The following is a 20191-nucleotide window of genomic DNA, read 5'->3' as shown; positions in this document are numbered from 1 at the left end:
ATCCATCAGTTAGAACAACGAGAGTATTACGCGTACTTCGCGGAAAGCAGCGTCACGCCTTCTGAGCGGAAGTTCCAGCCAGGTGTGGAGCGCATGGTGTACAGCGTAGTAATGCCGCCATCAGGCATAGGGGAAGGGATTTCCGTTGGTGCTGCGACATCGCAAAACATCACGTTCACGGCCTTCTGGTTAGGCATTAGAGTGGCGAAAATGTTGGTATTGATGTCCTGACGTGCTTCCGGTACAACCAGCTCAGGGTTGGTGACAATGATGAGGTCAGTACCACCAGCACCTTTACCGATAAGCGTGTCATCCTGACAGAAGATCACATCATCCCCGCTGGCACCATCAGCGATATTTTTAATCATGGTGCCGACCGTCTCAGTACCACCACCTGGACGCTGATAACTGGTCAGCTCGACAACGCCGGTCCATTCCAATGCCTTCATAAAACGCTGAGGGCACAGAACAACGGTAGTCAGCGCTTGGCCCAACAACATCATCCTGGTTTTCTGATCCGCGATCAGGCCAAGAACAAACTTCGCCATCTCACCGGAGTCCCAGGTAGTGTAGGAGTCGCTGCCATGGCTATCGCTGCCCAGATTGACCGTGGTTGCGTTCGGCGAGTTGGCAATCCCCTCGTTATTGGATGCCTTCACGCCGTAGATGAGCATGTTACGCAACTGCTGTGCATGACCCTGGCGATTCGCCAGTTGCAATCCGCTATTAAGTGAGTAACCCCAACGGCTCGCTGCATCAGTATCGAGATAACTGTACTGAGATCGGGAATAGATGCGATAGGTCATCATCTGGTCGTAACTTGGGACGATACTCGCAGAAGGTAACTGGCCTGGAAGAGATTGGCCGACATGCGCCTGAGTCGTAGCTCGCAGATATTTCTGGTAAACAACCAGGTCACTGGACCCGATACGTGCGGACGGTGCTCCGCCCGGCAGAATTTCAAAAGCACCGGAAGCCATGCTGTATTGCATGACGATGTCCGGTTGCATCATAGATGGCGATACCGTGGTAACCGCTGGTGCAAATGCGCTCATTACTGACTCCTTAAATCAAGAACAGGCCGCAAGGCTTGCCGTTTTCCCAGACCACGTTGCCGCTGGTTTCTTTTTTAACTGTGAGGTTCCCCTGAGTGGAGACCATCAACAGACTGATATTCACTTTCGGGTTGGAAGACGAACCGCTGGAGTAAATATCCACGCAATTTTCTGTCATATCCCACACGAAGCCGTCCGCGCCCACCGGATCATTGCCTGTTGCCAGTGCGGCTACTGCTGCACTGATAGGCAACGGGATCCGGGCACCTGACCCCATGCGGTAGTAGTGAACCGAACCACCCGCCAAATACAGCGGCACCGGATTACTTGCGGTGGTAATACCGTGATATGCCTGGTTAAACACGGTGAATGCGTTACATACCGAAGCGGTCGCTTTCTTGATGGTTGAACCGCTCACATTGGTTTCAACAGTAGAGATGCACTCAACAACACCGATGCCGCCCCATACAGGAGCGTCGAGATCATCGGCCAGCGTACCGGAGCACAATTGCAGGCGGATCGCCGGGTCGTCATGCGCGTCGCCCTGGGTCAGGCCACGAGATTCGACATTGAAACTGCCGGAGAATGATCCCTGCGTTTTGAAGGGTGCGAAATTAATATCAGCCATGGTTGTTCATGCTCCCTGGTGTGTTGATTTTAACGAGGCGACGCCCCGGAGTTTTGAATGCAGCTAACCAGACGTTCGGGTCGCCCTGGTATTCGGTAATGCGACGCCCTGCTTCATCCATGCGCACACGCTGATGCAATTGGCCCTGCGTATTGTTCATATCGTTTTCAATGGTTTTGCGCGCTTCGCTGTAGATCGCCTCTTCAAGCACTGAAAGCGTCGCGGAATCAGCGATAGCGCGAATATTCACGTCTTTGTGCTTATCGGAGTGTTTTTGCATACCGATCAGCACGCGCTTGCGGTAATCCAGCGGCCTTTCACCAGAAAATGGCGATGGTGCCTGTTTGCCACATGCAACATAGGCTGAGTCAGCCTTAACCCTTGCGTCGGTCATATCTGAGTCGGATTTAGCATTTTCCGCTTCATCCGCTTTGGCCTTTTCCTCATCAGCCTTAGCCTGGTCTGCCTTACGCTGCTCCTCTTCGGCCTCGTCAGCCTTGGCTTTTTCTTCAGCTTTTTTCTGAGCTTCGGCTTCATCAGCCTTTTTTTGCTCCTCTTCAGCGGCATCAGCTTTTTTCTTTTCTTCCTGATCGGCCTTTTCCTTCGCCTCTTTCTTTTCAGTATCCTCAGCGTCAGCTCGCGCCTTAAAACCGTTTTCCAGCGAATCCATTCGTGCTGAGATTGTTTCAAACCCTTTACTCACGCTGCCCAACGCGTCGCCGACTGCCTTCGCGATGATGCTTTCGAGCTGTTTTTCGTCCATATCAATGTCACCTGTTGTGTTAGAAACCTCGACCCCAGCGGGGATCTTTTCTTTGTCCCACACTCCCAAAGAGCCGTGGTCCTCTGTTACCAGAGCAATGTGGTCGAGCAAGAACGGCACACCTTCGATAAGAAAATTGGTGTCTCCGTCCATTACCTCCACATTCCCGGATTCGCTGTTGAAAATGACCGACGGGCTGGTTGATACCTTGCCCTTTACGATCGCCTCAACAATGTCTTTGATGTAAATTCGGCAAACCGCCCATACCTCATCACCGCGGATATACGGCAGCATGACGCTACCCACGATCCGCTCGGTGAAATCCACTTCGGTCAGGACTGCACCGGCGGGGTGATTAGCAATGACTGGAAGCCCATTACAGCGAGCCAGAAACTCATCATTGAGATAGAGCTTCGGATCACGCCATACGTGTTCTTTCAGGCCAGTGCGATAGGCCAGCCCGGTACCAGTGATTCGCAGATTCACCAGCCACATATTTGAGAACTTCACCGGGGACGGCGCAGTGCCGTCCCGTATTCGCTGCGCCAGTTCAAGCTCGGTTAAATTCACGTTTTCCCTTCTCCGTTAAAAATTCATCCGGCAACTTCTGCGGGGCATAAATGGGGAACACCTGGCAACTGCAAAACACCTCTTCGCCGGCAGCGGTGATTTCGTCGTAATAACCGTTCACTGGCCTAATTAACCCCTGATCCAACGCCCACGAATCGCGCACCAGATAAATGAGCGTGTCGCGTTGCTTGTGGTCTTCGCGAAAATTGTAGCCAGGCCTGCGCCAGGGGGAATGCCAGCGAAAGCCAATGGCACCGCCCTGAATTGAGAGGAGATACTTCACGTTGCTCGCCAGCTTGTGCCCTTGGTCAATCGCCACTCGGCGGCTGATGTAGTCCAGATCAGTAACCGATTTGCGGAACTCGGCTTTCTGTTCGTTTTTATCGACCTCACTCACACCGTCGGGCGGGATAGATGTCACCCAGCCCTGAAAACGTTGCACAGTACGCTCGATAGCCTGCTCACGATTGAGTTTAATCAGGTTCGCACTCGCGAATATGCGCTTATCCAGCTCTTTACGGAGGTCAGGCTTAATCTTGTCGAGGGTGACTTTGGTGGGGCCGTCTGGTGGTTGGTCCCGGAGTGCCCCGCCATCGATGACGAGACGACTGTAGATAGAAGTGAGATGCTTACGCGTTACATCATTGCTGGGTGACTCTCTGCTGGCCGCTACCCGAAGCTTTTGGCTCCATGAGAGCAACGACTTTTCGCTGTCCCACCCTTTATCGACGTAGTAGTTAATCGCATCAGTCAGCACCTCATAGAGGGTTTTAAGTTTCCTCTTCTTCCCCATTCGGCTGATTCGTTTGTCCGCCATTATTCAGATCCTGCGGTGGTGGTGGCTGGTATTTCGAAAGCGTATCCATGTCGATAATTAATGGGACGTCGCCGTATGTTTTCGTTGAGTTGGCTACGTTAGAAAGCCAATCGGCAAGAATTGCACGATTAACAGGGTCAACTTGCGGAGATACAGAAGAGAATATTGCTACTGCCTGCTGTACAACCTTACTGTCGCTCTCACGATGCTTGTCAGGGGACTCTTCGACCAATTCTTGCCATTTGGCGGTGAACTCACGCCGCCATTGATAAAAGGTGGTCTTGTAATCCTCGGTAATAATTTCAGGATAATCTCTTTTCAAAGAGGTAAAGAAATCCTCCGTCCAGGCGATGTACTGAACAAGCTGTTCGAAATATTCGATTACCGGCGCGATCGTCTCGCGCACCCCGTCGACGTACTGACTGATCGCTTTTGAATCCTCTGTACCTTCTCCAAATCCGTTTGAGAACGCCTCCTCTTTAATCAACACTGCGGGGACGTCACTGCCAGATGCAATATCGCTGATGATGTTGTCCCGGGCCGCATTCAAAGCCTTATCGATGTTTTGCAGGTTCAGAGACTCGATATCATCACCTGTGCCGATGTTGATAACGCCGCCAGTTCTGGCGATTTTTACAATTTCCCGTTTGGCTTTTGCCGCTGCGGCCATGATCCCGCTAATTACTGAGCCGTTTTGCGCGGTTTTAGCCACCATCACACCGGCCTTCTGACTAACAAGATCATTGGCGGTCATGGTGCCGACATAGGATTTCATCGGGTACAAGACGCGCTGAAATACGCTGCGGCCAGTGAAACCGAATGTTGAGTTTTGGTACTCAAGGTAGATGGGCGTCCCATTGAAGATTTTCAGCGTGCGTGAGTGGTGCCACTGTTTACCGCTAATTTTTAGCGTCTTGTTTGCCTGCTGGAAATAACGACTGTTAGGGTTCTGGTCGGTCACCATAGAGCCTGCGGCATTCAGTGGATCCCATACGTTGATATAAACGTCCTCTTCCTGTAGTCCAAACGTTGGTAATGGGTCTCTGCATGCCGTTCCATCAGAACCAACGCCGATAGCAGCAGCGCCATAACAACGAGAAACGAAAAATAGGTTTTTGATCCTTTCGCTCATGTTCATGCGCTTCCAGACCTTCTCGAACTGTCGCACGACACGTTCATCAGGGTCGGTTTCTACGTTGTATAGCCGTGGCTTACACATCGCCATGGTGATCGGCTTTTCAACCAACTTGCCGCCCAACGGGTGGTACTGCCAGAGTAATTTGCACAGTTCGTAACCAACATCAGTCCCCGGCTGAATTTCATCAGATTCGAGTATTTTGCACAGTTCAGAACTGAGATTTGCATTGAGCTGAATCTCTGCCATTTACAGAATTTCCTGTTTTTAAAGCGCCTCGTAGTTACCGAACGCGATGATCAGTCCGTATACGTAGCAGTCGAAAAGGTCATCGGCACGTTTCTGGGCTTTGGGGTCCGCCAGATGAAAACCGGCGATCTGTCGCCAGAGGTGGTTTGCAGTTTTCTTTTTGAACTCCACCGCTTTGTCGAAGGCTGCTTGGGCTATTTTGCATTTACCCTGGAAGTGGTGGCCTGACGCCAATACCGCACGTTCGTCCTTCCCCTTCGAGGTCAGCACCGACTTAATCGGGGTCATATCCCAATTTTCTGTTTCGGCTTTCTGGTTGAGGATGGCCCCCATTGCAGCGTCTTCCATGAACACGCCCTGACTGCCCATGCGAGGCCGGCAGATTTTCGCCAGCCTCTCCAGATTGTCGTAAACGCTCGGCATATATTCTGGAAGCAATGACGCCTTAATCTGCGTTATGTCCCAGTCGATGATTGTCAGCCGTGGTTCGGAATAGGTTTGCTCGTATGCAAAGTAAACAAATCCAGTCCCGTCGTTTTCTGTCCCGCCCTTGAGGGCCGTATCCGCAACTGCGAAAATCATGTCGCAGGTAGTCGGCATTGCTACAGGCTTGCCATCCACCAATAGCTTTTCAATATCGAGAAATGCATCTTTCGACCAGTCGATAAATTCAGCTAGGAACTCCTGCTGCCATACTCGCGGATCCGTATTTTTTTCCATCTCCGCCAGTTCATCAGCAGGAAGATGCGGGTTAGACGCGGATGGCGCGTGGTGCTCATGAAATCCGTGTGAAGGGTCATTACAGATGGCATAGAAAAAGTTTTGGTCGTTAATACCGTCAGGCGTTGAGAACACCCAGGCGCGGCCACGATAATCGACCAATGTCGGCTTTATGGCTCGAGGCCAGATTTCCTCCAACATTTCAGGGGACTTGGTAAACGCAGCTTCATCAATCAGCACCGCGTGGTACTTACGACCGCGCCCGGCGAGTTTGTTATCGTCCGTTACCCAGAAATCTATCTTGCCGCCGTTTTTGAGCAAGATACGTTTTTCACTGCGGGACTGCGTTTTGATCAGCGGCCCGAGATAGGCGATCAACTCATCAAATATTTCCTGATACTGCCGATACTGAGCAGTGAAAATACCGACACGACCCGCTATAGATTTTTTGGTGCCCGGTATCAGGAATTTATTGGTGACGTAGCTGATAGCAATATCGACCAGCATGACCGTCTTGCCCCAACGGCGACCACAGCGAACAGCGTTATATCTGTACTCGCTCCCCTCAGTCCAAACTTTCAATTGCTCGGCGTGCAGCTCAGGAATGAATATTTCCTTCATCATTCATCTTCCTGCACGTCCTGCGGCTCAGCGCCAGGCACTTTCAGCGCGTTGTGGATAATCACCATATCGCCTGAGCCTCCCGGAGCTTTCTTGAGGTGTTCAATTTCCGCCTGAATTTTTTGATTGCTTAGGCGAACGCGCTCAATCTCCAACAAGCGCAGTTCCCTGTCCTGTTCACTGGCAGCGAGGTTGTGGAATGCAGCAAGGTTTTTTAATGCCGCATCCTGGTCACGCGTCATTACCTCGATACCGAACTTGGTTTTCTTCACGCCAGCGATCAGCCGACGAGCTGGCCCGACAACATCCCGTGTATCGGACAAATGGACATCAGCCAGGCCTTCGCCAGCACATTTCGGACAATCCGGGTTTGGGTCATCGTTGGGGATAAATCCAAGCCCACCGTATTCAGGTTCAGGCTTACTGTCCTTCGAAGCTTTTTCTGCGGCCTTGTCGAATTCTTCAATGTCGCGCCACTGGTAAAGGAAATTTTCTCCCCAGCAATACCGGCAGCAGCACCGGCGCATCTGCGAAATCTCGCCGGGATCCGCAATAGCAATTTCATGCCAGTGCTTGAGAATATCTTGAGCACTTAATATTGCTTGCTCACTTAACTGCTCAATACCCTGATTGATAGCCCTCGCCACCGATGTTTTCCGATAGAGCATCCTGGCGTTCCGATCGCCACCGGTATATCCCGCCTTTTTATATGCCTCGTACTTATTGCGGCATTCGAGATAGTAGGAAACAAACAGCTTTTCCTTCTCTGTCAGATCTGCGCAGAAATGGGATCTTTTCGGATCTGGTTTTGCGCAACTTGAGGCAGGTTTTTTTTCTTTCCCGCCCTGCGCTGTAACTACTGGCTGAGTATTCTGCGCAGTTTTTTGCGCAGTTTTTTTTTGCGCATTTTTCTGCGCAGGCTTTTTTATATAACGGCGGGCATTGTTGTAATTCAGTCCACGCTGTTCACACCATTCTTTCGGAGATATTCCCGTACTGGCGTAAGCAGCAGCAAACTGAGATTGCAGCTCCTTCCAGTCGGGCTTGCTCATCATTCACTGTCCTGTTGTCTCTCTCGCCTCAGCAGTTCTTGAAATGCTCGCGGATCGCCGCTTTTGGCTTTTCTGTATAACGCCGTTCTTAATTCCGCCTCTCCCTTTGCCCTGCCTTTTCGAATGGCCTCACGAAATGCCGCAATCGTCTCTGGCTCCCGTTTCAACTCGCCAAGGTCAATATCCAGCACGTCAGCAATCTGTTGCTCAGTCATCCGACAAGCGGCGAGCGACTCAACCTTACGGTAAGGGATCATGCACCACCCCCAATTTTATTCGGGGCAGCTTTTCGGTATTTCTCGTGCAGTATTTTTACTGCGGCGTTATTCCACGAAACTTTGTGATGTATGCGCTTATGCGTGGACCCCATCAGAGAAATCTTCACGCATGATGGTGAGAACATCACTGAGTAAAAACTTTTTACGTACGTACCTGAGTCCAGGTATAGCTCTGTCATGCCGCCGGAATTGGTTTGTGTCTGTTTCTGCAATAACTGGACAGCCCCGACCGTCATGAATAACTCACCACGCCTGCCGAGATTGGTATACGTGTTCACATCCTCGTTAACACGCCCCATAAACGCGAATGACCTGTCCGTTGAGCAGATGAAGCTATTCATCGCTTTACGTTTTAGCCAGGCTGCATTTTTATCACCGCCGCTACCGAGAAAATCGCCACCCTGGGCCATTGCAATGGTCGTTGCGGGGATCGCTTTGTAGTACGCCAACATTTCCCCCAAAATTGCGTCGAGGTTCTGAACCAGCGTATAACCTGCATTTAGGTCTTTATCGACACGAAACTGAAATGCAGTGTAATCATCATCCAGTTGAATGAAGTATTTGCACCCCACTTTTTCCGCAAGTTCGAAACAAGCGTTACGGGCGTAGAAGATTGACCGGCGATCACCGAAGTTATCAGCCTCATCAAACCGACTGGCAATATCCGACTTCGAGAAAATCAGCACATTGCTGCCGAACTGCTCGATATACTGCTGGCGGGTTTTATCCTCATCATCGATGACGATATAAATTTTACCGGTGTATCCCGATTTTCTCAGGTGCCGATAGGTATAAATTTTATCGGGCCTCCCATGAGTCAGGATGAAGGCGCAGAAGTCGTCACGCATCACCGTCCTCCTCATCCCCGTACACAATATCAACCATATTTTTGGTCATGTGGACGAAACCGTTCTCGATGGCCTGCCTGTAATCAATGATCACCAGGGCGGACTCTTCAAATAGTGCCTGGACCTCTGCCGGCGCATTGGCATAGTAGTCGGCGATTTTATTGAAGTTGAAAACAGCATGGCGTTCGGCAGCACTCATCAAAAACGCGGCTATTTCTTTCGGTAGGTTTGCAGCCTTGATGTTTTTCACCAGGCTTCGTGTTTTTGTTTCATCGTACAGTTCAGAAATGGTCGGAATAACCTCCGATGGCTCATAAACCGGCGTGTCGATTTTTGCCGTATACGGATCCTCGCCCGTTGCCTGCGGCTCGTCATCCGCAAACAACGCATCCAGCTCCGACTCATCAAATCCGGTTAGTGAAACATCGAAATCAGCATCCAACAGATCAGCCAGCTCCAGACGAAGCATATCGTCGTCCCAGCCTGCGCTCAGCGGCAGTTTATTATCCGCGATGCGATACGCCTTTTTCTGCTGGTCACTCAATCCAGCCAGAACGATGCACGGAACCTCATCAAAAACCAACAGATCAGCCGCCATAACCCGGCCATGACCGGCGATAATCTCACCGTGATCATCGATCAACACCGGGTTTGTCCAACCAAACGCCTCAATGCTGTCAGCAATTTTACGCACCTGCTCGTCAGTGTGCGTACGTGAATTTCTTGCATAAGTAATCAACGAATTGAGCGATCGGTAAACAATCACCAACGCCGATTGATTTTTTTCTTTGGCCATTTATGAGGATCCAATACTATGGCCCTGCTCTCGAGAGCAAGTGGGCCTTGGTTCGTACTCATTATGACCTGTGGATGGGTATGAATGGCCGTCGGTAGCTCCAACTACCAACGGTCGCCCACCTTCCTACTATGAAAACAATCGCTATCAAGCGCCATCGTAATGACGCCCTGTAGTAACTGCTGATTTACACCCGGAAAAATGCGTAACTACCGATACCTTCTCGACCAAGCTGCGTTTCGATATCGTTACCCTCGGCAAGCGCAAACCCCTGCTCCTTAAACCAGTTCACCAGTCCTTCTCGCGTCCAGTACCAGATATGCTCGTCAGGCCGGAAATGCTTTGAGCGTAGAATGTCGTCACCACTTTCAAACAGCGGAACCGAAACGAACACCCATTCTTCTGCTTTTCCAACAGCGATGTCAGGACGATCAATGTGCTCCAGGCTGTCCCAGAACGTCAGCACCGGGTAGCGATCTGCATAAAGGTCAGCCCACTGGCCACGCTGTTGCAACCACGCGAGCCCGGCTGGATTAACATCAAACCCCTGCGTGTTTGGCCTGGCTTCAACAAACTGACCTGCACCGATCCCTACGTCCAACACAGGACCGCTTCCATAGTGACGCCCCACCAGCCTGATACGGGCAGCGGTCAATTCATGCCCCAACTGCGTATCAGCCATTTCACGGTAACGGGCAAAGTAACCGTCATCATATGGGCGCTGTTCCGGCACCGGGTAGCGCCCCATTCCTAACTCTGGCATCCAGACAAGGCCGGATTTAATTTCTTCGTCAAAGGTCTTCATGCCGCTACCCGTTTCCTTGCCTCAAACCAAACATTATTGATAAATGGTCGCACCACATCAGGCAGGTTACTGATCGTCTTATCGCAGTCATGCTTCATTTCCTGACAGCAGCAATAATTGTCTGGATAGACAAATAGCGCCCTCGATAAATCCATGCAGCGCGGATCCGTAATTTTGCTGTGGTGGTTATTACCTCCATTACCGCCTTGCAAGCAGATCATTGGCTTTTGGTACGCCAATGCCGCATGAGAAATGACACAAGCACCGGTCAGCACAATGTCAGCCCTTTCCACCAGCGCCAACATCTGGGTTATCGTCAATTCGCCGTTGTGCAGCTTTCTGTGTGCGAATGGCTCGCTATCCGGGATCCATTCCATCCCCGGTTCGTTGTCCGCGATACTAATCACATGGAAACCGCGTAAAGCCAGCATCCGCGACACCATGTCGATGTACTTATTGTGCGGACCTCGACTGGCGTTGTGCCACTCCGTCCGCTCCGTCGTTGGTCTGATGAGCGCTATTGGCTTGCCGTTTGGCAGGGGGATCGCAGGCGCAAGAAAACGCGGGAGATCCATCTCCGCCGGCTCAATGCCAAATTGCTGTTCCATAGCATCAAAGATACTTCCTGCCTGAAGATGCCCATTCCCATAAAAGATACGTTTGCATGGAATACCTGGCGGCTCATGCACAAACGTAACCGTACTGGCCCGCTCATTTTTCCTCTGCGTACGTAATGGCGTGTTTGTTCTGACAAAATGCAAATTATCGATACCGGCATATATTTCTGGCAGGGGTGTTTTCAGCCAAATTTCGTGACCTTTACTTGCCAGTGCTTTAATAAAACAACGCTGGTTAATATTGTCACCTATGCCATGCATCCCATCGAAATAAAGTTTTTCAGGCATGAAATAAACTCTCAGGTATGTTTTTTTGGAAACAGGTTAAAGCCGTGCGTCGAGAGCAATTAATTATTTCCACATCTGGGAAACTTTTATTCAAAGCAGCAAACTCACGATGCCATCGCTCAACTTCTTGGTGTGTGGGGTTATGCATTTTGTCAGGGTGATCACCATGCCAATGCTTGCCGTTCTCCAGGGAGCATTCGTAGCCCAACAGGATGATCCGCCGAGCGCCGAGATATTCAGCAAGCTGTATCGCTCGCTGCCCGGAATTAAACGAACCGTCATCGCCAGGCATGAACAGATTCAACCCATAACGGGTGTGAGCCCTTGCGCTGACAGTCCACAGTTCAGCAGATATACCCACCGAGCTGTGATGTTTTTCCCACCAAGCAAAATCAGCGGCAAATAAATATTGGCACTCAGGAACCAGACGCCAACTTGTGTTCACCGCGATTATGGGATACTCAGATTTAACGGCCAGCAGGCAATCTGAACGCGTCAATGACGGGCCGCTGGCAATACAGACCATTGTCGAAGGTGTCATGTCATCTACGCCATACGAATACATTATCGATGGCCCTCGCAAAGGCCACCTGTAATGCTTAACCGAAAATAAAGCCGAAAAGGCTAATTACTCCTTCAATTACAGCCCATCCGACAACTGCGGATACCGCCATCAAAACAAGAAAAGTTCCCGTACCCGGTAGATCATACATTTTGTTATCTCCCGACGGATGCCCGCCATTGATTCAGCGTGGCCACTTGGCCGGCACATATTGATAAAGCCGTTTTTAGGGCCAGCGCATAGCTGCCTACGGCTCCCCAGGTATCACCCTGCATCTTTGGTATTTCACAGGGTTTGAATACTGACTCAGGGGGCAATAGGACGATCGGTACTGGAGGTGTTGGTATCCGTTGTGCGCAGGAGGTCAAGCACAGCACCAGGAGCAACGCGGCGGGCGCACTCGTCGTTTTTAATAGCATCCTGATACTTCCTCTGGTAGATTTCGCCCCGCTGGCGCAGTTGCTGCTCTCTCTGTTGCTGTTCGGCCATCAGCTTGCGGTTACGGGCGTCCTGTTCCTGCATGGTGGCGATCAGTCCGGCCTGCTGCGCCAGCGTTTTTCGCTGCTCGGCAACCTGCTGCCGCGCCTGTGCCAAATCTTTGCGATAGCTCCAGTTGCTAACGGAGAGGTAGGCCAATAGGCCGAAAACAACGAAAAACAGCGCCACCTTACTATTTGCGAGCCATGTCATACTGCGCGCCGGTCAAAAATTACGCCTGCATAACCAGCGCCCCAGCGCGTATAAAACCACACCCTACGACCTGTTGATGGCCGGTGAATGTCCTGCCGAATAACGCTGACCGCAAATAATCGCCACCACGGCCATTTTTGGGGGCCATGTGACGGTTTCAGGTCATCAGCGAAATGTGCCAGCGAATACTCAAATTTTATTTTCATGTCTTCACTACACTCCAGCCAATGCTGCAATCGCTTTTTCGTAGCGGGCTTTCCGATCATCGATGCCGTTCTTGCCGCCGTTGATCAGCAGCGTTACCCGCTCAACATCACCCGCGTATTTCCCGCAGTTCCGGGATTGCCAGAACCAGCCAGCGGAGCGCATGGCATATTCATCTTGCCCCAGCAGATCCGGCACTAAGACCAAATCTGTTTTAATGCCAGCACTGCAAGCCCGATAGTTATCCAGGCCGGTTACCTGAATCAGGCCACGTCCGCGATATTTCCAGCCATCCCCCGAACCTTTGTTGCCCAAGCGTCCGCCATAGACCAAATTGGCGATCGCCGCTTGGCGATTTTCCGGTACCACCGCCTCGCCCCGCTGACGGCCAAGCATTTTGCATTGTTCCGTTGTCAGTCGGTTGCCGAATGTGGATTGCAGCCCGGCTACGCTGTAGTTGAAGGATTCCGCTGTTGCGGTAAAGCCTGCCGATTCGTGGCCGACTTGAGCTATGAACATTGCCTGTTCCACCGGTGACGAGATCCCGAATTCGATGAGGGTCGCTTCCAAATGCGGAAACCAGCGCGTGGCTAATCCGGCAGCAATACCAGCCGCCTCTTTAAATTGGTCTTTTGTCATGGGGTTATCTCGTGAAAGGTTTTGCCAAAGCCATAACGTTGCCACGCGATGCGATCACCGCGACGCAAAACGCCATGTTGATTAATGTTTCCGACCAGTTGCCATGCGTATACGTCCCGGCCAACACCCTGATGGTGACTGAACCGCTGGCCACGATCAGGACCCAAGCACAAAACGATACAAAAGGTCGGTGGGTCGCCCCGTTGCGGCGATACAGCAACATACGGCCTGCCATAACTGCGCAGGTAATAGCATTAACGATTAAGAGGTAATCATTTAGCATCACTCCCCCCTCGCCTGAATCGGTCGAAGAACCCTGTAGGGTTCTGACTCGCTGACATCAGAAGCCGGACGGCTATTGCAGAAGCCACCAGCGCACCCACCGGCTCATGTGCTTCAATGCCTACCGGAGTCGCCCACGTGATAATCGCTGCTGCAAACGGTGCAGCAAGGATCCCCACCAGTAACGAAGCCACGAATAAAGCCATCTTTTTCAACCACGAGAACTCACTGGCCGACATGACAAAAATCACAGCTCCGGCAAACGCACCGATCAACACCCCGGAATCCACACCAGATAACAGCCCTACGACGGTCACACCGGTTAATGCGGTTGTTGCCGCTCCAGTAGTACCTACAGGCTCAGCCATCTTTTTGCTCCTTTGTTCGCTCAGCGAACGCCGGGCGTAAGACATAAAAAAGGCCACGCATCAGCGCAGCCTCGAATGGGTGCCAGTTAACGTCTGGCAGCGTATAATCACTCTGATACTTTTAAAGCAACTCATCAAATATGGAAATTTTATGAAGTCTAACTTCTTCCTCGCTCTCCTGATCCTTGCCCCAGTAAGTTTTTCTCATTCTGCACAATTAACGCAAGCTGATTGCAACTATGCTATAGAACGTCTGAAATTCTTTAATGCGGAAGGTAACGCGCATCCAGGTAAACGTAAAACTTTCGAAGAGAAAGCAACATACGCTTATGCTGAAGCATGTGAAAACGCTGACTTAGCCTTCATTGCGGGATATTTGCGAGAGGCTCCCGAAGCATCACCTGAAATAACAAAATATTGTCAGCAAAATGCTCGCACGCAGGGTGAAGCAGAACGCTGCCTATCGACAGGAAAGTTGGACGACTAACAGGATACCATCAGGGTTTAGAGTCGCTCAGCCATAATGCAAAAACCCGCTCAATGGCGGGTTTATACAATTTTGACAACATATCAGAATTAGGCTTAAATGTAGCTGAAAGTGTCGGGTTTTGCAATATCAATCCTCTGCGTCGACAATAACCACTTTTCCTTTCACCTCCACCAAAGCCCCTTCATCCAACGCCGAGGCAATCGACTTTAACGTTCGCCAAGGAACAGCATATGTTTGATACCAAGTATCGCGGTTTATTGCCAATAGGTTTGCCAATGCCGTCGCTGCATATTCTCTGTATTCATCATTCTTATTTTTCGCTGCAACGTCCTGTACCGCCAGCCAAACCAATGAGATTAGCCGTAACCTTACCCGTTTCTGAAGTTTAACGCCCTCCAGCTCCCTCTCGTAAGTTTCCCATACATGTTGGCAAATTAGGGTCTGAAGTTTGAAGTCCAGGTTGTGTCCATAACAATAACGTACCCATGCTTGTTCATGTTCAGAAAGTAAATTTACAACCCTGCGCCAAGGTGCCGCAGCAAATTCACACTCGTTTATCGGTGGTAATGGCCTACGCCTGCTGCGAGTTTCCAGTACATACAACGCTGAATTTTCTGCTTTAACCTGCCGAACACCTCCCCGACCATCATCCAGTGCAACGACATGTACCGGTTTTCGTGGGTTTCGTTCTTTATCTGCCGGTGGATGCTCAGCAAATGCCTCTAACTGCCCTTTCGTTCCGCCCGATGAATCCACCAGTGCAGAGCGTAGATTGATGCGGACATATTCAAGTTGCTGTTCGTTCATCATTGCGGTACCACCAGCCCACGGCGGGCAATCTGAATTAAGGTCAGAACGATAGCGCGGTCCATTAACTGGCGGCGCTCGTCTCGTGAGAGCTTATTGCCATTATCGATGCTATCGTGGCAACACACGCAGATCGCCGCAGTGGCGCAATCATCAACTTTCAGTCCCATGCCCTTGCCTTCATTACGATGAGCAACTTGAGTTCCCCACGTACCACACAAAACGCACTGTTCAATCTGCCCGACAGCAGCAAGCCACTTTTTATTACGGTAGATATTTCTCATGCCGCCTCTCCGATTAATTTCATCGCTGCCCGTCGGATCTGCGCCAGGAACATTTGCCCCATGGTTTCCAGTTCTTCACGTCTGATGTAACTGACCGCAGGGCCAGACCACGTTTTATCAAACACAGCGATTGCTCCTGCAAAGAAGGCTCCTGTCGGTTTCTGCTTATCGTCTGCCGGCACAAACCAATCGGGAAGATCGAAACCAATTCGCCCACGAATAAACGCGGTATGATCGGCGTTCTCAGGCCACCAGCTTTCGCTCGTTGCAACTTTGATGAGGAAGACATAACGACCGCCGCTCTCACGCATAGCGATAGTGTGTTGCATGATGTGCGTCATTCCGGTGATGTACTGGTTTTCATGCTGCTGGGCGCGGCTGTAAGGTGGGTTGGCGTATGCTGCGCCGCCGAGTTCGGCCAAACGTACCGACCAATCCTGGGCCAATGCGTTATCTTCGGCGGTGTAATACGATTCGCATTTTGCATTATGGTGATCAGCAAACAGATCAAGTGAAAATGGACCAAATTTCGCATTAATCCCCCACCAGAGATCATCCGGGGTACGCCATTGATCGCCGACCTCTTTCAGCATGTGCGAATGACGGTTTCGAAGTTCGGCCAGAGCCTGACAATACGGGTTTAAACTCATGCTGCGTACTCCTGTAGCTGAGCCGCAACGTTTTCGACTTCTTCCTGAGATTTGAACGACCGAAACAGAATGAAATTCCAGAGTACATTCAGCGCTGATTTGTAGAGTTGGTGGAACTCGATTTCGTCCATATTGGCAAACGAGATCGATTTTGCACGGCGATTACGGCTACCGTCGGGATAGACATGTTCGGTGTAATACCCTGCCTGGATGGTCACCCATTCACGGTAGGCATCAAAAGATTTCAGGAGGGCTAAATCACCAGTGCGGGTGTGCGCAGTATCAGACAGATATTGTTCGGCAGCATCCGCAAGCGCAACGCTATGCTGCTGCCCAACCTGCCGACACAGATAGTCGACGAATCCGTTTACCAGCTTGCGCTCTTCGAGAAGAATTGCGCCACCGGTCGGGTTCCAGTACTCGAAGCCGAGCTGTAGAAGCTTGAAAAAACGCTTGTGGAACTTGTAATTGCGGACACGCTTAAAGTCGGCGTGTATCCACTCGCCGAGCCTAATACGCTGTAAAAATTCGCTGGCCTCGGGCGTTGCCGGGGTCAGGATTGCAGGGCCAATCTTTTGTAGCTGGATCTGTGCCATCTGAATACTCCGGTGGCACAGTAACTTCTCAGTAGGCTGTTCAGGCCTGTCTATAGATTATAGCGGATTACCGGCATCATCAACAGTCGGTAACCCTGCCATTTTCCGCGCTTCGCCCATTTGTTTTAAGCTGGTTACAAATTCGTCAGGACGCATGACAAAACCATAAATAAAATCGCCGCGTTCGTTCCTGTAAAGCACAACAGGTCTTGTGCTGTTACTTAGGCCACGAACCAAGTGGTCAGGTATGATCATTACTCTCTCCAGCATGTTCGAGGGGGTCCGTTACTTTCCTTCGCGCGTTCCGATAGTTAAGCCGATACCCCTGATAATCTCAAACGCCCTGGGACCGATTTGAGATAGGGAGCATATAAACACTGTATATAATTACAGTAATATTCTCCAGTGCTGATTGTGGTGTTTTTGATCAAGTCGATAAAATTCAATCAGTTGTTTGTTTTTTGTGCGTTGATGACGAGTAAAAGACGAAGCGAAAATTGCGAGGCTCTCAGTTCAATAGGAGTGATGAATGGGTGCTTGAGAGCCTACGCCCAACAACAAAGAGTGGCGGGGATTTCTCCCCGCCGATTGCTCTTACTCAGATTCGTAAGCTGTGAAGACAGCAACCTCCGCCTGGCCGTTTCGGAAACGAACCTCACAAAGGTCTTTTCGTGTAACCAGCACCACCATTATCACGGTAATGCAGAGGACGATAAGGGCGATTATCATCGCCTTTTGCTGCTTCATAGCCTTCTTCTCCTTGCCTTTCGGCATGTAAGAGGCTACCTTTACGTTGCGAAGCATAAGGGGCCTCAAGTTGATGTTAAAGTCACTTGGGGCTTTTCTCTATCTGCCTTTTGCTAATGCTCGAGACAGATAGTCTCAAGCACCCGCCGGGGAGTATATCGAATATCAGTGGGTTACTCACTTTATTCATCGATTTGTACCTCTTCCAGAGCTGCACGGCAGGCATCCCATATCACCTGCGGGTCTGCACCAACCTCCACGAACCCTTCACATTGCTCGTAGATAACCAGGTAAACGGATTTCGGTACGATAACCGGTAATGATTTCTTCTTCCTTCTTGGCTTTCGCAGCCGGTCATTGGCTTGCGCGGCATCCCATGCAGCTTTCAGATCGATACGCAGGCGATCTGACGGGAATCTGTTTTCTGATTCAAGCCATTGATTGAAGGTCATCTATTCATCCCCCACGCACTTGAAGCCAGCGGCGCGGATAGCTTCAGCTACTTCAACCGGGCATAGATACTTTTCGGACTCACTACACGATGTTTGATAAGCATCAGGCAACCGCACCGGCGTAGCCAGCATCACCTTCAGGTGTGCGATTTCAACTTGAGCGCTGTCATTCATGATGATCAGGTGTTTGGCTGCATCCTGCGCTTTCTGAAATTTGCCAGCGTAATCGGTGGCTATGGCTTCCAGTTCAGCGATGCGCTTCTCTTTCTCTTCCAGCTCTGCCAACAGGGCGGAACGTAGCTTCCTCTCTGTCCATGTAAGATATTGCTGAACAGGTTCTGGGTCCGCACAACCACAATCGACCAGCTCCTCCACAATTTCCCGGGCTAATTTTCTAAACTTATTGTCCACGCTTTGCCCCCTGCCCAGATTGTCTCCTCTCAATTTTTCCAATCAGGTTCTTCAGCATCACCGTTGCGTATAGCCCTGGTGCCAAGACTTTCGGTGCATCGGCATAGCCTGCTCGTATGAACATCGATTTGATGTGCAACGGTGCGAGCCGGAGATTACCAATCTGGTTATTTTGCACATCATTATCCAAATGAATAACGCCGTAACCTGTGGGAAGCGGCCCGTTGACACACTCCCATACGTAAACGTCGATGCGCATTCTTTTACCATTAGCATAAATATATTTCAGCCCCTTCCCTGTTCCGTGCCTACATTTCTGATTCCACCCCCTGCTAGCCATTACGTCCTTGATAGAGTCAACGGATTTTTTCGCGCCAAACCGCTCATTAAACATCTGCGTTAAATTTTTCCACCCAACAGCCCTATTAGCAAAAAGGTAAGTTAATTGCTGATCGCTATAACGATATTGTTTTGCAGCATACCGATCTAACCCACGTTGACGTAACACCTCCCTCATCGTTCCTGGTCTTTTATTTGTCCCAAATTCGTAGTTGAACAAATCGGTAATTTCACGAAATGTTTTCCCTTTGCAATGGGTTTTCAGGAATAAATTTTGCGCGTCCGTATATTTTTGGCTCATTCTTCGATCCCCAATACTCTCGGCACTCGGCCGGCATAGCCGTCATACACGGCTTTCTGTGCATCCAGCGCCACGCGGTATGTCTGAATCATCGTTCCCGCCACTTCCGATACAGCCTTAGCACGAGAAATTTCTTCCAACAACGCTTCACCTTTCAATGATGGATCGGTGAGGTTCTCCAGCATCATGAACTGGTGATTTACCAGATCGGCAAGTTTGTTTTTCATCAGCTTCCTTCCTCCACTAAAAAACTCTGTTCCCTGGCAATCTCCATCAGGCGCGGATCGGCATTAGTCATTACCTCCAATAGCAGGCGTTTTTCTTCCAGATATACAACGGCAAATTTCGGATCGTGATCTACAATGCTGGCCGTATTACTTATCAGGTCAGCAACTTTGATGGTCTGCACCCATCTTGGCGCGGCAGCAAGACGGACACGGCTAGCAGCCTTCCGTTCGGCACGATTTCCGGTTTCTAAATCGGACAACAGCATAACGCCAGAGGCTACAATAGAACCGAATCGCTCCCTCAATTCGTTCTCAGTTACGCCTTGATCTTCAACGCAATCATGCAACCATGCCGTGGCCACCATAATTTGAGAAGAGAGATTATCAGTCACCGTTGCAACGATCCCTGCCACCTCGGCCAAGTGGTCGATATATGGGTTATTAGTGTACTTACGCCGCTGTGCGGCGTGCGCCTTGCGTGCAAAGGTCATTGCTTTAAATGCGATACTCATGCTGACGCCCTCCCGCGCACGCTGGCCAGCACCTGATCAAACAGCTTGTGCATGTGGCAGAAACGCAGCTCTACGGGATTGAAATGCCAAAGTGTCTTGTCTGACCTGACCGGCTGGGCATTCGACCGATAATTAATTTCCGCCAACTCCAGATATCTCTCAGTGGTGCTGATCAGTTTGTAACGTGCCTTAGCCCCACGACCTTTGACGATAATTTCAACGTTAGGGGATGAGGCCATAGATTTCAGCCGAGTGATCAGCACGTTGCTGGTCAGGTTATTACCGGGGTATGCCTCCTGCACCAGCGCATAAATTTCGCTGGTGTTCAGATCCTTACCCTGGATCAGTTCGACGAGTTGTCTGGTTGTAATTCTGCTCATTAATTTTC

30 protein-coding genes are annotated in these 20191 nt (G+C 50.5%); 1 reads left to right on the top strand and 29 read right to left on the bottom strand.

From position 1 onward, the window contains the following. Positions 1–26: 26 nt before the first annotated feature. The 17 genes from M2406_RS03575 to M2406_RS03495 all read right to left on the bottom strand — a co-directional run bounded on the left by M2406_RS03575 (position 27) and on the right by M2406_RS03495 (position 13987). Positions 27–1055 carry a DUF2184 domain-containing protein gene (locus M2406_RS03575; RefSeq protein ID WP_259188746.1) on the bottom strand — a complete coding sequence of 343 codons (1029 nt, stop codon included), beginning with the start codon at positions 1053–1055 and terminating at the stop codon, positions 27–29. A gap of 10 nt (positions 1056–1065) precedes the next feature. Further along, a complete protein-coding gene (locus M2406_RS03570; protein WP_259188745.1) occupies positions 1066–1683 on the bottom strand; it encodes a hypothetical protein in 618 nt (205 codons plus the stop codon). Beyond that, positions 1676–3016: an NUDIX hydrolase gene (locus M2406_RS03565; protein WP_259188744.1), complete on the bottom strand. Its 1341-nt coding sequence runs from the start codon at positions 3014–3016 to the stop codon at positions 1676–1678. The genes M2406_RS03570 and M2406_RS03565 overlap by 8 nt, the downstream gene beginning before the upstream one ends. Further along, positions 2997–3833 (bottom strand): hypothetical protein, encoded by an 837-nt coding sequence (locus tag M2406_RS03560; protein WP_259188741.1) that lies wholly within the window; start codon positions 3831–3833, stop codon positions 2997–2999. The genes M2406_RS03565 and M2406_RS03560 overlap by 20 nt, the downstream gene beginning before the upstream one ends. Then, a complete protein-coding gene (locus M2406_RS03555) occupies positions 3787–5217 on the bottom strand; it encodes an anti-CBASS protein Acb1 family protein (protein WP_259188740.1) in 1431 nt (476 codons plus the stop codon). The genes M2406_RS03560 and M2406_RS03555 overlap by 47 nt, the downstream gene beginning before the upstream one ends. Before the next feature lie 18 nt (positions 5218–5235). Further along, the gene (locus M2406_RS03550) at positions 5236–6561 is read right to left on the bottom strand and encodes a terminase large subunit domain-containing protein (RefSeq protein ID WP_259188739.1); all 1326 of its coding nucleotides are present in this window, start codon (positions 6559–6561) and stop codon (positions 5236–5238) included. After that, positions 6558–7613, bottom strand: a complete 1056-nt coding sequence (locus M2406_RS03545; protein ID WP_259188736.1) for a terminase small subunit — start codon at positions 7611–7613, stop codon at positions 6558–6560. Before M2406_RS03545 ends, M2406_RS03550 begins: the two co-directional genes overlap by 4 nt. Continuing rightward, positions 7610–7867: a PAS domain-containing protein gene (locus tag M2406_RS03540; RefSeq protein WP_259188734.1), complete on the bottom strand. Its 258-nt coding sequence runs from the start codon at positions 7865–7867 to the stop codon at positions 7610–7612. Before M2406_RS03540 ends, M2406_RS03545 begins: the two co-directional genes overlap by 4 nt. Next, positions 7864–8736, bottom strand: a complete 873-nt coding sequence (locus M2406_RS03535; protein ID WP_259188731.1) for a hypothetical protein — start codon at positions 8734–8736, stop codon at positions 7864–7866. The genes M2406_RS03540 and M2406_RS03535 overlap by 4 nt, the downstream gene beginning before the upstream one ends. Next, positions 8729–9532 (bottom strand): ParB/Srx family N-terminal domain-containing protein, encoded by an 804-nt coding sequence (locus M2406_RS03530; RefSeq protein ID WP_259188729.1) that lies wholly within the window; start codon positions 9530–9532, stop codon positions 8729–8731. The genes M2406_RS03535 and M2406_RS03530 overlap by 8 nt, the downstream gene beginning before the upstream one ends. 187 nt (positions 9533–9719) lie before the next feature. Then, the gene (locus M2406_RS03525; protein ID WP_259188728.1) at positions 9720–10337 is read right to left on the bottom strand and encodes a class I SAM-dependent methyltransferase; all 618 of its coding nucleotides are present in this window, start codon (positions 10335–10337) and stop codon (positions 9720–9722) included. Then, the gene (locus M2406_RS03520) at positions 10334–11242 is read right to left on the bottom strand and encodes a glycosyltransferase family 9 protein (protein ID WP_259188727.1); all 909 of its coding nucleotides are present in this window, start codon (positions 11240–11242) and stop codon (positions 10334–10336) included. The genes M2406_RS03525 and M2406_RS03520 overlap by 4 nt, the downstream gene beginning before the upstream one ends. Beyond that, positions 11235–11783: a hypothetical protein gene (locus M2406_RS03515; RefSeq protein ID WP_259188726.1), complete on the bottom strand. Its 549-nt coding sequence runs from the start codon at positions 11781–11783 to the stop codon at positions 11235–11237. Before M2406_RS03515 ends, M2406_RS03520 begins: the two co-directional genes overlap by 8 nt. Positions 11784–12110: 327 nt before the next feature. Continuing rightward, positions 12111–12494: a DUF2570 family protein gene (locus M2406_RS03510; RefSeq protein WP_259188724.1), complete on the bottom strand. Its 384-nt coding sequence runs from the start codon at positions 12492–12494 to the stop codon at positions 12111–12113. A gap of 213 nt (positions 12495–12707) precedes the next feature. Next, the gene (locus M2406_RS03505) at positions 12708–13337 is read right to left on the bottom strand and encodes a glycoside hydrolase family 19 protein (protein WP_259188721.1); all 630 of its coding nucleotides are present in this window, start codon (positions 13335–13337) and stop codon (positions 12708–12710) included. 4 nt (positions 13338–13341) lie between these two features. Continuing rightward, positions 13342–13620: a phage holin family protein gene (locus M2406_RS03500; protein WP_259188720.1), complete on the bottom strand. Its 279-nt coding sequence runs from the start codon at positions 13618–13620 to the stop codon at positions 13342–13344. Next, positions 13610–13987, bottom strand: coding sequence for a putative holin (locus tag M2406_RS03495; protein WP_048794968.1), 378 nt, complete (start codon positions 13985–13987; stop codon positions 13610–13612). The genes M2406_RS03500 and M2406_RS03495 overlap by 11 nt, the downstream gene beginning before the upstream one ends. A 151-nt stretch (positions 13988–14138) precedes the next feature. Here M2406_RS03495 and M2406_RS03490 point away from each other — a divergent pair, with 151 nt between their 5' ends. After that, positions 14139–14474 (top strand): hypothetical protein, encoded by a 336-nt coding sequence (locus tag M2406_RS03490; RefSeq protein ID WP_259188716.1) that lies wholly within the window; start codon positions 14139–14141, stop codon positions 14472–14474. A gap of 129 nt (positions 14475–14603) precedes the next feature. Here M2406_RS03490 and M2406_RS03485 read toward each other — a convergent pair whose 3' ends face one another. The 12 genes from M2406_RS03485 to M2406_RS03430 all read right to left on the bottom strand — a co-directional run bounded on the left by M2406_RS03485 (position 14604) and on the right by M2406_RS03430 (position 20183). Next, positions 14604–15284: a bacteriophage antitermination protein Q gene (locus M2406_RS03485; protein WP_259189928.1), complete on the bottom strand. Its 681-nt coding sequence runs from the start codon at positions 15282–15284 to the stop codon at positions 14604–14606. Next, positions 15284–15568: a DUF1364 family protein gene (locus M2406_RS03480; RefSeq protein WP_049235565.1), complete on the bottom strand. Its 285-nt coding sequence runs from the start codon at positions 15566–15568 to the stop codon at positions 15284–15286. Before M2406_RS03480 ends, M2406_RS03485 begins: the two co-directional genes overlap by 1 nt. Continuing rightward, entirely contained in the window at positions 15565–16218 is a 654-nt protein-coding gene (locus M2406_RS03475; RefSeq protein WP_259188713.1) for a phage N-6-adenine-methyltransferase, read from the bottom strand. The genes M2406_RS03480 and M2406_RS03475 overlap by 4 nt, the downstream gene beginning before the upstream one ends. Next, positions 16215–16814: a DUF1367 family protein gene (locus tag M2406_RS03470; RefSeq protein WP_259188712.1), complete on the bottom strand. Its 600-nt coding sequence runs from the start codon at positions 16812–16814 to the stop codon at positions 16215–16217. Before M2406_RS03470 ends, M2406_RS03475 begins: the two co-directional genes overlap by 4 nt. Positions 16815–16871: 57 nt before the next feature. Beyond that, the gene (locus M2406_RS03465) at positions 16872–17069 is read right to left on the bottom strand and encodes a hypothetical protein (RefSeq protein ID WP_259188711.1); all 198 of its coding nucleotides are present in this window, start codon (positions 17067–17069) and stop codon (positions 16872–16874) included. A 339-nt stretch (positions 17070–17408) separates the two neighbouring features. Next, positions 17409–17561 carry a Hok/Gef family protein gene (locus M2406_RS03460; RefSeq protein WP_207214209.1) on the bottom strand — a complete coding sequence of 51 codons (153 nt, stop codon included), beginning with the start codon at positions 17559–17561 and terminating at the stop codon, positions 17409–17411. Between the two features lie 182 nt (positions 17562–17743). Further along, on the bottom strand, positions 17744–18013 hold the full coding sequence (locus M2406_RS03455; RefSeq protein ID WP_259188706.1) for a hypothetical protein: 270 nt from the start codon (positions 18011–18013) through the stop codon (positions 17744–17746). Continuing rightward, positions 18014–18424, bottom strand: a complete 411-nt coding sequence (locus M2406_RS03450; protein WP_259188705.1) for a hypothetical protein — start codon at positions 18422–18424, stop codon at positions 18014–18016. It abuts the gene before it with no gap. Then, complete coding sequence (locus M2406_RS03445) at positions 18414–19064, bottom strand: HNH endonuclease signature motif containing protein (protein ID WP_259188704.1); 651 nt, start codon at positions 19062–19064, stop codon at positions 18414–18416. Before M2406_RS03445 ends, M2406_RS03450 begins: the two co-directional genes overlap by 11 nt. Further along, complete coding sequence (locus M2406_RS03440) at positions 19061–19291, bottom strand: hypothetical protein (protein WP_089187280.1); 231 nt, start codon at positions 19289–19291, stop codon at positions 19061–19063. Before M2406_RS03440 ends, M2406_RS03445 begins: the two co-directional genes overlap by 4 nt. Beyond that, complete coding sequence (locus tag M2406_RS03435; RefSeq protein ID WP_259188702.1) at positions 19291–19803, bottom strand: HD domain-containing protein; 513 nt, start codon at positions 19801–19803, stop codon at positions 19291–19293. The genes M2406_RS03440 and M2406_RS03435 overlap by 1 nt, the downstream gene beginning before the upstream one ends. Next, positions 19800–20183 (bottom strand): hypothetical protein, encoded by a 384-nt coding sequence (locus M2406_RS03430; RefSeq protein ID WP_259188701.1) that lies wholly within the window; start codon positions 20181–20183, stop codon positions 19800–19802. The genes M2406_RS03435 and M2406_RS03430 overlap by 4 nt, the downstream gene beginning before the upstream one ends. Positions 20184–20191 lie beyond the last annotated feature (8 nt).

The sequence above is a fragment of the Serratia sp. BIGb0163 genome (assembly GCF_024809935.1).
Lineage (GTDB): Bacteria > Pseudomonadota > Gammaproteobacteria > Enterobacterales > Enterobacteriaceae > Serratia > Serratia quinivorans.
The sequence above is the reverse complement of the archived record's forward strand: the minus strand, read 5'-3'. Positions and strand labels throughout refer to the sequence as shown.